The organism is Tessaracoccus yangjingae, assembly GCF_054483935.1.
Window position 1 is genome coordinate 162,154 of record NZ_CM137014.1, and the last position, 13,125, is coordinate 175,278.

At 68.5% G+C, this 13,125-nt stretch carries 10 protein-coding genes; 3 read left to right on the forward strand and 7 right to left on the reverse strand.

What is annotated here, in order from left to right:
- Positions 1-27: 27 nt before the first annotated feature.
- Positions 28-5,691 (forward strand): MobF family relaxase, encoded by a 5,664-nt coding sequence (mobF, locus tag ACX1D3_RS00760; RefSeq protein ID WP_458995074.1) that lies wholly within the window; start codon positions 28-30, stop codon positions 5,689-5,691.
- A 209-nt stretch (positions 5,692-5,900) separates the two neighbouring features.
- Here mobF and ACX1D3_RS00765 read toward each other — a convergent pair whose 3' ends face one another.
- The 4 genes from ACX1D3_RS00765 to ACX1D3_RS00780 are packed head-to-tail and all read right to left on the reverse strand — an operon-like array spanning position 5,901 to position 8,840.
- Positions 5,901-6,686, reverse strand: a complete 786-nt coding sequence (locus ACX1D3_RS00765) for a DUF1883 domain-containing protein (protein ID WP_458995075.1) — start codon at positions 6,684-6,686, stop codon at positions 5,901-5,903.
- A 10-nt stretch (positions 6,687-6,696) separates the two neighbouring features.
- Positions 6,697-7,386 carry a hypothetical protein gene (locus ACX1D3_RS00770; RefSeq protein ID WP_458995076.1) on the reverse strand — a complete coding sequence of 230 codons (690 nt, stop codon included), beginning with the start codon at positions 7,384-7,386 and terminating at the stop codon, positions 6,697-6,699.
- A 9-nt stretch (positions 7,387-7,395) separates the two neighbouring features.
- Entirely contained in the window at positions 7,396-8,037 is a 642-nt protein-coding gene (locus ACX1D3_RS00775; protein ID WP_458995077.1) for a hypothetical protein, read from the reverse strand.
- A complete protein-coding gene (locus ACX1D3_RS00780; RefSeq protein WP_458995078.1) occupies positions 8,034-8,840 on the reverse strand; it encodes a TIGR04255 family protein in 807 nt (268 codons plus the stop codon). Before ACX1D3_RS00780 ends, ACX1D3_RS00775 begins: the two co-directional genes overlap by 4 nt.
- A gap of 167 nt (positions 8,841-9,007) precedes the next feature.
- On the opposite strand from ACX1D3_RS00780, the gene ACX1D3_RS00785 reads away from it, so the two are divergent.
- Together ACX1D3_RS00785 and ACX1D3_RS00790 are read left to right on the forward strand one after the other, a co-directional pair.
- Positions 9,008-9,598 carry a recombinase family protein gene (locus ACX1D3_RS00785; RefSeq protein ID WP_458995079.1) on the forward strand — a complete coding sequence of 197 codons (591 nt, stop codon included), beginning with the start codon at positions 9,008-9,010 and terminating at the stop codon, positions 9,596-9,598.
- On the forward strand, positions 9,588-10,232 hold the full coding sequence (locus ACX1D3_RS00790) for a prepilin peptidase (protein ID WP_458995080.1): 645 nt from the start codon (positions 9,588-9,590) through the stop codon (positions 10,230-10,232). Before ACX1D3_RS00785 ends, ACX1D3_RS00790 begins: the two co-directional genes overlap by 11 nt.
- Positions 10,233-10,273: 41 nt before the next feature.
- Here the strand turns inward: ACX1D3_RS00790 and ACX1D3_RS00795 are convergent, their stop codons facing one another.
- Genes ACX1D3_RS00795 through ACX1D3_RS00805 form a run of 3 tightly spaced genes read right to left on the reverse strand, consistent with a single transcriptional unit; the run spans position 10,274 to position 12,829 of the window.
- Positions 10,274-10,882 (reverse strand): hypothetical protein, encoded by a 609-nt coding sequence (locus tag ACX1D3_RS00795; protein ID WP_458995081.1) that lies wholly within the window; start codon positions 10,880-10,882, stop codon positions 10,274-10,276.
- A 28-nt stretch (positions 10,883-10,910) separates the two neighbouring features.
- On the reverse strand, positions 10,911-12,374 hold the full coding sequence (locus tag ACX1D3_RS00800) for a type IV secretory system conjugative DNA transfer family protein (RefSeq protein ID WP_458995082.1): 1,464 nt from the start codon (positions 12,372-12,374) through the stop codon (positions 10,911-10,913).
- On the reverse strand, positions 12,371-12,829 hold the full coding sequence (locus ACX1D3_RS00805; protein WP_458995083.1) for a hypothetical protein: 459 nt from the start codon (positions 12,827-12,829) through the stop codon (positions 12,371-12,373). The genes ACX1D3_RS00800 and ACX1D3_RS00805 overlap by 4 nt, the downstream gene beginning before the upstream one ends.
- Positions 12,830-13,125 lie beyond the last annotated feature (296 nt).

Below are 13,125 nucleotides of genomic sequence, written 5' to 3' on the forward strand. Positions count from 1 at the left end.
ATCGGCGGCCCCGTTAGGTCGGGTGTGATGAGTCTGCACAAGCTGACCGCCGGGGACGGGTACGAGTACCTGACCCGGCAGGTGGCTGCGATGGACTCCACCGAGAAGGGCCACACCGGGCTGGCGTCCTACTACACGCAGAAGGGCGAGACCCCCGGCGTGTGGGTCGGCTCCGGGATGGCCGGCATCGACGGCCTGGACGCCGGCGACCCGGTCACCGCCGAGCAGATGCGGTTCCTGTTCGGATCGGGCCACCACCCACTGGCCCGACAACGCGGCGACGCCCTCCCGCCGGACGCCACCGTCGCCCAGGCCCGCGACGCGATCCGGCTGGGCCAGCCGTTCAAGGTCTACCCGCACGACATGCCCGAGTTTCGGATCGAGGTCGCCAAACGCTTCGCCGCCTACAACGCCCAGGTAGGCGCACCTCACGACGCGCCGGTCCCCGCTCAGGTTCGCGCCGCGATCCGCACCCAGGTTGGACGCGAGACGTTCCGCGGCACGTTCGGGCGCGACCCGGTCGACGCCCGCGAACTGGCCGGGTTGATCGCCACGGCGTCCCGCCCCCAGACCACCGCCGTCGCCGGCTACGACCTCACCTTCTCCCCGGTCAAGAGCGTCTCAACCCTCTGGGCGCTCGCCGCACCCGCGACGGCGGCCACCATCGAACGCGCCCACCTCGCAGCCATCGCCGACGCGCTGCGGTTCATCGAGACCCACGCTCTCTACACGCGGACCGGCCACAACGGCGTCCGGCAGGTCGACGTGACCGGGCTGGTCGCCGCCCGGTTCACCCACCGCGACAGCCGCGCCGGCGACCCCGACCTGCACACCCACGTCCCCGTCGCGAACAAGGTCCAGACCCTCGACGGCCGATGGCTCTCCATCGACGGACGCCTCCTGTTCAAGGCCATCGTCGCCGCCTCCGAGGTCTACAACACCGCCCTGGAACGCCGCCTCTCCGACGCCCTGCCGGTCCGGTTCGCCGAACGCCCGTGCACCGACCCCGGCAAGCGTCCCGTCCGCGAGCTCGTCGGCGTCGACCCCGCGCTGAACGCCCGCTGGTCGCAGCGTCGGGCGTCCATCGAGCACCGCCAGAGCGAACTGACGGCCGCGTTCCAGCGCGAGCACCACCGGCCCCCGACCATGGTCGAGGCCCGCGCGCTGGCGCAGCAGGCCAACCTCGAGACCCGGCAGGCCAAACACGAACCCCGCACCCTCGCCGAACAACGCGCCACCTGGCGCCACGAAGCCGACACCGTCCTCGGCCCCGACGGCGTCCAGCACATGCTGACTGCGACCCTCACCGCCCGGACGCTGCGGCGTCCGGTGTTCGTCACCCGCGGCTGGGTGCGCACCCAGTCCGCGCAGATCGTCGCGACCATGGAGGGCTCGCGCTCCACGTGGCAGGACTGGCACGTTCGCGCCGAAGCGCTGCGGATCGTCCGGGCCGCAAACCTGCCCCGCAGGCGTGTCGACGACGTCGTCGCGCGCCTCACGCACGCCGCGCTCACCCGCCACTCCGTCGCCCTGCAAGCCCCCGCCGACGGCATCGCTGAACCCGCCGCGCTGCGTCGCACCGACGGCGACAGCGTCTACACCGTGGCACGTTCCACCTGGCACACTTCCCGCCGGATCGTCGCCGCCGAACACCGCCTCGTCGACGCAGCCGGACGCCGCGGCGGCCACCAGGTCCCCACCCCGGCCGTCGAGGTCGCCCTCATCGAGGCGGCCGCGAACCGCACCCCGCTCAACCCCGGACAGGTCGCCCTCGTCCGCGAGATGGCAACCTCGGGCGCCCGACTCCAGCTCGCGATCGCCCCCGCCGGCTCTGGCAAGACCACCGCCATGCGCGCCCTCGCGACCGCGTGGCGCAACGGCGGCGGCACCGTCGTCGGCCTCGCCCCGTCAGCCGCCGCAGCCGCCCAACTCGGGGCGCAGATCGACACCCACGCCGACACGATGGCCCTGCTCACCCACGCCCTGAACCACCGGCGACCGCTCCCCGCGTGGGCCGACCACATCGGGCCGACGAGCTTGGTCATCATCGACGAGGCCGGCATGGCCGACACCCTCTCGCTGGACCAGGTCGTCGAGTTCGTCCTCGACCGAGGTGGATCGGTGCGTCTCATCGGCGACGACCAGCAACTCGCCGCGATCGGCGCCGGCGGCGTCCTGCGCGACATCCAGGCCCAGCACGGCGCCGTGCAGCTCAACGAGCTCGTCCGCTTCGCCGACCCGGCCGAAGGCGCCGCCAGCCTCGCGCTGCGCGCCGGCGACCCCGAAGCGCTCGGCTTCTACCTCGACAACCACCGCGTCCACGTCGGCGATCTCGGCACCTGCGCCGACCAGGTCTTCGACTCCTGGCTCACCGCCCGCCACGCCGGCGCGGACGCCCTCATGGTCGCCCCCACCCGGACGCTGGTGGCCGAACTCAACGCTCGCGCCCAGGCCCACCTCCACGACGGCAATCACCCCACCCGCACCGTCGCCCTCGCCGACGGCAGCGACGCCGCGGTAGGTGATGTGATCATCACGCGCCTGAACGACCGCCGGCTGCGCACCTCGGGCACCGACTGGGTCCGCAACGGCGATCGCTGGACCATCACCGGCATCGCATCAGACGGGGCCATCAGGGCGATCCACCAGACCAACCGGCAGACCGTGATCCTGCCCGCCGGCTACGTGACCGAGTCCGTCGAACTCGGCTACGCGTGCACGATCCACGGCGCCCAGGGCGTCACCGCCGACGTCCTGCACGGCATCGCCACCGGCGCGGAGACCCGCCAGCAGCTGTACACGATGCTCACCCGCGGGCGGTACGCCAACCACGTCCACCTCGAAGTCGTCGGCGACGGCGACGCCCACTCGCTCATCCGACCCGAGGCGATCATCCCGCCGACCGCCACCGACCTCTTGAGGCGCATCCTCGCCCGCGACGAGGACAACACCTCCGCCACCACGACCGCCCGCACCCTCGCCGACCCGGCCAACCGACTCGCCGACGCCGTCGCCCGCTACAGCGACGCCCTCGGCTACGCCGCCGAACAGACCGCAGGCGCCGACCTCGTCCAGCGCCTCGAACAGGCCGCCGACGAGCTCGTCGCCGGACTCACCGACGCTCCCGCGTGGCCCACGCTCCGCGCCCATCTGCTCTTGATCGCCGCGTCCGGAACCGACCCGGTCCGGGTGCTCGCCGACGCCGTGCAGGCTCGCGAGCTGGGCACCGCCGCCGACCCGGCCGCGGTCCTCGACTGGCGCCTCGAACCCGCCACCGGACGCGAGACCCAGCCCGCACCCCTGCCCTGGCTCCCCGGCCTGCCGACCAGTCTCGGCCTCCACCGCGACTGGGGCGACTACCTGCAGCGGCGCCACGCACTCGTCGCCGAACTCGCCGATCAGGTGCGCGACCAGGCGCTGGCGTCCACCCAGCTCCCGGCGTGGGCGCCGGCGGGCAGCTTCCGTCCAGACGCCGCCACCGTCGCCGACCTCACCGTGTGGCGCGCCGCGCACCGCACGCCCCCCACCGATACCCAGCCCACCGGCGAACGGCAGTACTCGGCCGTCGAGGCCCGCTGGCAGGCCCGCCTCGACCGGCGCATCATCGACCACCTCGCCCCCGCCGTCGCCGAATGGACGCCGCTGCTCCACCAGCTGGCACCGGCTGCCGACCGGGACCCCTACCTCCCCGTGCTGGCGCATCGGCTCGCGCAGATCTCCGGCGTCGGCCTCGATGCCCACCATCTCCTCCGGGCCGCCACCAACGAGGGCCAGCTCCCCGACGACCACGCGGCGTCAGCCCTGTGGTGGCGGATCTGCCGGCACCTCACCCCCGCCGTCGCCACCCAGCTCGCCGATCAACACAACGCCGTCACCACCAGTTGGCTGGCGGCCCTCGAGCAGAACGTCGGCCCCGAACGAGCCGACGCCTTGCAGGCCTCGCCGTGGTGGCCGGCGCTGGTCGTCTCGGTCGAGCAGGCACTCGCCCGCGGATGGCAGCTCACCGACCTGATCAGCACGCCCGAGGGTGCCGTTGACGTCGACGACTGCCAGGCCCTCGTGTGGCGAACCAGCGTCCTGCTCGACCCCCTCCCCGACAGCGACGACCTGCCCCCCGACCCCGCCGATACCGCCCCGGACGAGCACTGGACGCCGCACGCCGACCACGGTGACGCCGCCGGCGCGACAACGGAGGACAACCAGATCGACGCGATCGAACCGAACCTGGCCTTCACGTTCGAAGCCATCGAACGCCGGGTGATGACGCCGCCAGAGATCTCCGCCGCGGACCTCAACGCGCAACTCGACCGCGCCGACGCCTGGCGCGCCAGCCCCCACACCCCCGAAAGCCTCGCGGCCGTCAACGAACTCGCACTGAAGTTCTACCAGGACCGCTACCGCGGCTCGTGGGCCCAGCCCTACCTGAGCAGGCGCTTCGGCACCGACATCACCGACGACCCCGACATCCGCCCCGGCTACGCCCCCGCCGGCTGGACCAGCCTCGTCACCCACCTCCACCGCCACGGCGTCACCGACGACGAGTTGCTCGCCGCAGGGCTCGCCGTGACTGCCTCAACCGGACGCCTCATCGACCGGTTCCGCGACCGAGCCGTCTTCCCCATCGTCCACGACCAGCAGGTCCTCGGGTTCGTCGGACGCCGCCACCCCGACGCGACCGACCTCGGCCACGCCGGACCGAAGTACCTCAACACCGCAGAGACCCTGCTGTTCCACAAGCGAGCCCAGCTGTTCGTCGCCGGAGCCCGACACCTGGACGCCGACGGCATCCCCGTCGTCGTCGAAGGACCCGCCGACGCCATCGCCGTCACCCGCGCCAGTCACGGCCGCTACGTCGGCGTCGCGCCGCTCGGCACCAACCTGACCAGCGAGCAAGCCACCCAACTCCGCGGCTACGGCGTGAATCCCATCATCGCCACGGACGCCGACGTGGCCGGCCAGATGGCCGCACAGCGGGACTACTGGATCCTCACCCCGCAACTCCTCCAGTCGCGCTGTGCCGCCCTGCCTGACGGCTCCGATCCCGCCTACCTCGTGGCCACCGGCAGTGCCCCGCAGCTGGTCGATGCCCTCGACCAAGCTCGCCCTCTGGCAGATGTCCTCATTGACGAGCGCCTTGCCAACCTGCCCCCCGTCGAAGCGGCCCTCGCCGCAGCGCCAGTCATCGCCGCCCAACACGTCGACGCCTGGGAACCCGCCGTTCACACCGTGGCGGAGAGGATCAAAGTCGACGCCGACGTCATCCGATCCAGCGTCGCGGCGTTCATCCGGGCCTGGAACACCGACCCAGTCCGCCTTGCCGACCAGCAACGCGGCCTGACCGCCCAGGTCCGGGACCGGCTCACCGGAGCCGCTAACGCCCTCCGCTGGCAGACCCTCGCCGAGGAGGTCGACCCCCGCCTCGTCGCGGACCCCCACTGGCAGCAGCTCGCCTCCGCGTTTCACGACGCCCATGCCCAACGAGTGGACGTGGCCAACGCTCTCACCGTCGCCCTCGAAGACGGACCCCTCAACCCGGACGCCCCCGCCGCCGACCTGGCCAGCCGGCTTCAACGGCTCAACTGCCCCGAGCCGTTCATAGCCGACTCGGTGCGCTTGCCCGCAGAGGCCCGGCAGGACGAACGCCTCCAAGGCATCAGCCGGAGTCGCGAAGGGCACCCGCTCACCTGGTGATCACGAGGCGCGTTGGCTTTGCGCCGTCCAGCACGCCACCGTGGTGATATCCCAGGACCCTCCCACCCGAGGCCGGCGAGGTCGTTTCGCTTAGCCAGGACGGGCGGACTGACCGCGCTCCAGAAGCAGATAGCCGCCTATGGGCTTCGAGCGCCATCTGGCGCCGGAATGCGTGGCTCCTGGCGTCAGACCAGGTTGCGCCATGTTAGTCAGCGGGCGCCACTGACCACCTCGGCGATCTGGTCGGCGATCTCATCAATGCTGAACTGGCTCGTGCTCAGGGCAACCTTGTCTGCGAGCGAAGGACTGAACGTCCTTACATCATCGGCAGTCAGGTCGTGCCAAATCGGTAGCAGCGATTGCTCACCTGCCACGGTGCGTGTCACCAGGCCGTCGAGCTCATGATTCGTCCACCCCTTCCGAAGGAAGGCCGTTGAAAGAATCACTACGCCGAATCGGCTCGAACGGATGCCCTCATCGATCTTGCGACGCAGGCTGTGCCCAATCCGCATCTGAGCCTCATCGAGCCAGACGGTCACGCCCAACCGTGTGAGCGCATCCCGGAGCGGTCGGGCCACGGCGTCCTTGTCCTCACTGGCATGACTGATGAAGACGTCCCACGTCTGGCCACCGAGCTGATCACCCTCGGGCTCCAGGGGTGCTTCCCGGACTGCGACCCTGGATAGGACGTTATCCTGTGCAGAACGTGCCGTTGGAAGGAAGCCCGAAGGCGGCGGCTTCACAGCAACGCTCGCCACGATGCGCCCCGAATGGCCGCCCAGGTCGACGGCGACGACCCACTGCCCGTCAGATGGAACGGTGATGCTGAATGGGGATCGAGTGACCCGTCCTCCGTGGTATCGATAGCGTCGGCCAGCCTTGTAGCTGTTGTAGTCGGTGCGCGTCATCAGCTGGACGTTGGCCTGATTCTTGAGGGTGACCACCACGGTGGACCCCCTCTTGAGGCTGCCAAGGTCGTAGCGCAGATGCTCCATGTGCCTTCGCCTACCTCTCGTCGTCTCGTCCGCGAGTTCGCTCCCGAGCTGCACGCTGCGCCTGCCGCCGAAGATCCGGGTGGTGGATCTCGATGCTCAATAGGTCACGGCGAGAAGGTGTCCCTTCACGCAGCCAGCCATCGAACACTCTTTCCTCGGCATCGATTGCGGCCTCATCGATCTGCTCGGGCTCGGTGAGTACCGTCTCGAGCCAATCCCACTGGAGTTGCGCCTCGGTGAGAACGGCCGCGGACTCGCGCCGAAGCAGATCCAAGGGCATCTCGACGCGGGTGTAGTGCTTGATGAGCCGCTGCTGCAGTACGTAGATGCCCTGGTTGGACAGAGTGGCAATCCTCCGCCCCCTTGCCAGCAGAAGGGTGGGCGCGGCGGTCACGTCGATGAACTTCGTCGCGAAATGCTGGCCTCCGATGAGCTCCGCAAGCGGCATGACGCGTAAGTTGCCGTCCCACCCCCGGCCGGTCACCGATGCATGCGGCTCGACTGGTGCCACGGTAATGCGTGGCGTCAACTTCGTACCTGTTCTCATCGCGCATGGGTGGCTCACAACTTGGACCTTCATTGGGTCCGAACCGAAACCAGGAAGGACCACGCCGTCAAACACGTCACCCTGCAGCAAGGGACGACACCAACTGACATCACCGCGCTCGTCGTATAGCGCCTCAGATTCGATCTGGTCCATGACTGGCCTCTACTGCTCGCGTCGCCGGATGGTACGTTCACCGTCAACGTCAAAGACGACCTCAAAATCGCTGCGGCTGGCTCGCCAGTTGGGCCGGACCTGATCGAGCACTTGAGCGACCGTCAGCCGCTGCTCAGCAAGATCAATCAGGGCCGTCACATGGCCCTCGAGGTACAAGTCCATGGGTCGAATGAAGTAGCCGGCGTCTAGTGGGAGGTCCATTTCCATCCATGCCGCAGGCTCTTGGACAAGCCCTTTCTCCTCGAGCACGTCAAGTAGGGCCGCGAATCGACCGAGTTTTGAGCGGCTCTCCGGGCTGACACCCAAGCCCTTTCGCCACTTCCGGATCGCGGAGATACTGACGCCGACGACCTCTGCAAGGTCAGACCAACCCATGCCTCGGTGGCCTGCCAGTTCATCCAGGAGTTCCGGGACCGACCTCTTGGACTTCGCGAGCGTGCGGTCGCTCAGATCCATCACACGGGCCTCGCCGTGCAGCTCGTGCACCTCGCCTCCGAGCAGGTCGATCTCCGTGCGCAGATAGTCGGCACGCAGTGACAGCGCCCGGGTCTCGCTGGGCGCCGGCGGGGTGTAGTCGACCACACCGCCAGCAATGGAGCCTGTCGCCTGGCCACCAGTGGTGACAGTCATGACAGTTCTCCACGGAAGAGCCTGCGTGCCTCGTCGGTGATGGAACGCTGGAAGGCGGAACCGCACGGAGCATGAACGGCAGAGAGGGTCTCTCTAACAACCTCGGAGTTCAACTGGACATCCTCAGCACCGGCGAACACGTGGAAACCGTCAAAATCCAAGACAAAAAATGGCCCGGACTCGATGGGTGGCCGTCGGAGGAACTGCGGAACGACGACGGGCCCCTGATTCAAGGCAGCCCCGCGAATGTTGATCCCCCGTCCTCCGCCCAGGTCGAATGTGCTGATGACCTGAGTCATCGTTGCAGGGATGCCCTCGGGCCCCACATCCAGTTGCCCAAGGAGTTGCGGACTGATCCACTTGCTCCAGTGGCGAACATCGCTGATCGGTTCAGGGACCCGCACTTCGTCGATGTACCGCAGCCCCACTCTCCGCACCGCGGGCCGCACCTTTGCTGCGACCAACGCATCGCAAGCCGCAGTCACCGCTTCCAGGAGTTCGTTGAAGCTTGCGTAAGCGGTCGTCTCATAGGTAAGGGACTCCGACATGATGGTGAGCGTCTCAGTACTGGTGGCGTTCCTGAGCACCACCCCTACTCGCTCCTGGATCTGGGGTGGTCCAGCTGGCGTGAGACTCAGATCCGTCTGCTGGAGCGGCTCCGCGAACGGGAACCTATCCTCCAGCGCGATCGCTAGCTCGTCCTTGGTCTGCTGTTGCCTAAGACGTGCGGCGTCGGTGAAGCGAACCTCTGCAGCCACGAGGGCCAGGGGTGCTCGAGGAAAGACTTCGCGGTTTGGGTACATGCTCATTGAGTCTAGCCGCCCCACACCCAAAGCGGACCAAAACGCGCACTCAAACTCGCACCTCCAGCTGACGTGCTCCGGCGGCCCCTCGCCGCTGGTCCGACACCGACAGCACAGCGAACCGCGTGTCTCACTGGCACCAGATGGATTACTGAGACAATAGAATCGTGAGGCTTCTGGGGTACACCCGCGTGAACAGCGTCACGGACGACGCCCTCCTCCAGACCGATGCGCTGATGTCAGCCGGAGTGCTCCCCCACGACATCACGGGCGATGTGATCGGTGGCTCCAAGGTCGATGGTGACCGCCCGGGGATGCGAGCACTGATGGAAGATGCCGCGATGGGCGACGCGGTGGTCGTTTGGCGGATTGACCGTCTCGGCCGGTCCCTCAGTGAAGTTCTGGACACCGTGGCCATCATGGTCGAGCGTGGCCTCTATCTCCTCTCCGTGCAGGACGGCATCGACTCGCGCACCGCAACCGGCCGCCTCATGGTGGACTTCACCGTAAGCCTCGCTGAGTACGAACGACGCTTGACCGGCGAGCGGGTCGCCGCGGGCATGTCGTCGGCCCGACGGGCGGGCAAGAGACTCGGCCGGCCGCCGCTCGATCGGGTGTTGATCCGAGACAAGATCCGCGCGGTTGAAGACGCGCGGGCCCGCGGCCTTACCGCCGCCGACGCCGCGCAATTGGTGGGATGGAGTCGAGCCACGTTCTACCGGCACAAGCAGGAGACGGGTCCCAGCCATGACTCGTGACGACCTGATCCTCACTGCCGCCCTCACCCTTGTCGGCGCCTTCATCGGCTTGGCCATCAGGTCTCGTCTTGCCGACCTCCCGTACCGCCGCGACGTCGAAGTCGACCACCCCCACCCGGGGCCGCGTTGGTGGATCCCCCTCGCAACAGCAGCCGCCAGTGGACTCCTCGCGTGGCGCTTCGGAGTCGACCGCTGGCCGTTGCTCCTGCCCACCCTGTCACTCGCGTGGTTTGGCCCGTGGTTGTCCGCCATCGACCTCGACGTCCGCCGGCTGCCCAACCGCCTTCTCGCGGTCCACGGCGCCCTCGTGGCTTTGGGGGTGGGAGCCGCCGCCATCATCACCGGCGACCTCAGCATTGCCATCCAGGCCGCCATCGCTGCGGTGGTCGCGTTCGTGGTCTTCTGGATCCTCGACCGGGTCCGGCCCGGCGGTTTCGGATGGGGTGATGGCAAGTACATTCCGATCATTGGCGCCGCAACCGCAGCGGTCAGCCTCTCGGTGGCGTGGTGGGCATTCCTGATCGCCTGTGTGGCAGCCGTCGGGGCGACCCCGTTCCGCCGGCGGCGAACCGCCTTCCCCTTTGGGCCCTGGCTGGCCATCGGGGCGTTAGCGGCCATCGCGTTGTTCGGGTGAGCGGCCCGCAGTCCCAACCCGGCGAGTGCTGACTATCGAGGCTAGAGGACCTCGCCGGTGGTCGGGTCGATCAGGTCACCGCCATCCAGGAGCGTGAGTTGGTGCCCGGAAGCTCGAGTGTCTTCGTCGTGGGCGAGTGCGAACAGGTCAACCTCGAAGGCTCGGAGTCGCAGGGCAGAAGCGTCTTCGCTCGTGTGGCGGGTATAGCGGCTGCGGCTCGGCCACGGCTGGTGATCGTCGTCGCATGACTGCTTGAGGCGCTGCCTCATCCGGTCGATAAAGCCGGGCAGGACGTAGCGGTGCCAGTTCTCGAGGATGTCCGAGGTTGGCGCGTGGCCGGCTCGCCTGCGCTGATCGGCCACCACGGCCAGCTCGTGGACGAGGTGCGGATGCAGCGGCCAGCAGTGAGGGATGCACCCGCCTCCCGAGCCCTCCCACACGTACTCCGTGTTGATCCACTCTGCCACCTGGTCGAGCCAGAGCCAGACCTCCCACCGCAGACCCCGCTCCAGGCACGTGGTCGGATCCCACGGGCGCGGGAGGTTGGCGGGGTTGCCCAACTTCTTCTTGCGCTCCTCGCTGCCATTCTGGGCGTCCCACAGATCGTGGTACGCCTTCTGGACCCGACTACCCGGCGCAGGGAAGCTCATCACTAGAGCGCCTGCTTGGGTCGCCCGCTCACCAACCATGACGTTGCGCTTCCATGAGGGCGGCGGCGGTGCGGGCCTCCACGTCGCGGCCGCCGGCACGTCCCGCGGCAAGCTCCTCCCGAAGCGCTCGCTGTTGGGCCAGCAGCCGTCGGCCATCACGTCCCTCGATGCACCGATGCAGTCGGGCGATGATCGGTCTGGCATTCTCTGCGATGACCAATGCCTGCTTGTCGGGCAGCTGCCGCAACTCCTCGGGGCGCAGGATCGGGATCTCCTCGGAGTGGATCGTGCGTCCCCGTCCACCTCCCATCTGCCAAGACGAGCGAGGCACCCGGACGCGGCCGACCAAGTCGGACACCTCTTGATTGAACGACACGTCCTTCGAGCCGCCGAACCACACGAGAACGTTGGTGAGACCCACCAGCGCACGGGCCTCCTGTTCGCCGAAGATCGCCGCCAACTGCCGGAACGTCTGGGCCGCGTAGATGAACGACAGGCCGAGGGCCCGCTCGTTCGCCATCCGCGTGCGCAGCGTGGGCAGCGGCGCGGTGGAGGGCAGCTCATCCAGGCAGGCCAGCATGGGCGGGCACAGGCGTCCGAACTGGCTGCCGTTGGCCTGCTGGATTGCGGTGTCGAGGACGTGCTCGGCGACGGCGGTCATCAACGGGGACGCCGACGCGTAAGGGTCCTCGCGGCCCAACAGGTAGATGGTCCCCCGGTTGCGGAGCACCTCAGCGACGTTGGTAGCTGGTCGTCCCGCCGTCGGCACGCAGCGGCGTCGGATGTCGTCTTGGAAGAACAGCGACATGGCCTGTTGGACGGTCGTGATGGTGTTCGCGCTCGTGCGTTCGTCACCGCGCAGCGCACCCTGCAGGAGCCCGGCCCACAAGGGATCGGAGTGCGGATGTCTCCGCAAGATCTCCTCGGGCTGGGAGGTCGACAACGGCTTGGCCACCCACGCCAGCAGGTCATCCAAGGTCTTGCCGGTGAGCGCTGCTGCGTGGAAGTAGGCCATCAGCACCTTCGCGGCCTCGGCGGCGTAGAACCGCGCCGCCGCATCCCCCGACCCGTGGCTCGTCCCATGGATAGTTCCCGCCGTGAACGCCTTCGCTCGGCGTTCGGACACCATCCGGTCCACGCATCCAGCGATCGGGTCCCACACCAGCTCGGGCAGGCCGGGGACGAGACCGAACGGATCCAGCACCACGCAGGGCCGGCCGCCCTTGGAACGCTCAGGCAGCGACAGAAGCAGGTCGTCGGGTTTGGTGAGAGTGACCATCGCAGCGCCAGGGGCACTGATGAGCGCCGGCGTCAGCAGGTCCAGGGTCTTGCCCGAACCCTGGGGGCCGATGACGCCCGCGGTCCGGTCCCAGGGGCACCACAGCTCACCAGACCTCGGCTGGTGACCGGCTCCGATGCGCCAGCCCACCTGGGCGGGATCGAAGCGCTTGGCTCGGTTGGTTCGGGGCTCGACGGCTTGAGCGGCGTTCATCGGTTGGCCTTTCTGCCTGCGGGGTACAGGTCCGGACGCACCACGTGTCGCACCTTCCACAGCCGATCCTCTCCGAGGAGCTCGTGGGCTTCGGTGACCGTCGCCATGCCGCGCATCCGCCCTGGCCCCCACTGCTGCCACCCCCTGACGCCGGCGAGGGTGGACGCCGTGATCGTGAGCAGGCCGACGACAGTCAGCCACCCCCACAGGGCGGCGGCGCTGGCCGCATGTTGGACTCCGGACAGTCCGGCGGCGGCGTCACCGGCCAGCAGGACCGGGATGCTGGTCACCAGCTTGTCCGGGGGCGGCCAGAGCCAGCCAGCGCCCGCGACCCAGTTCGCCAGCGACCGACTCAACTGGCACACCATGACTCCCAGGAGAAGCACCGCACAGATCACGACCAGGGGGACCTCCCACGTCCATGGGTACTGGTCCTGCACGCGCTCCCGCTGCATCACGGCTCCTTTAGTGTCACCCTCGTAACGGTTCCAAGGACGCCCCCGGGGACACGGATCCATGATTGGCACCGTCTTGATGCCCGCTGGCGAGAGCTTGACCGTCGGAGCGGCCTTTCCGAATCGCATCGGCTGATGTTAGGGACCCGACCCAAGACGACGGGTCCTCCTCAACGCGAATGACACGACCGCGGGGCCGATGACCCAGGTTGCTCAGGAGTGAGTGACCAGCCCCAACGCTTGAGCAGCCAGATGGCCAAATCGTTGCAGTTGGATCGAGCTGACTCGAGGCCGAC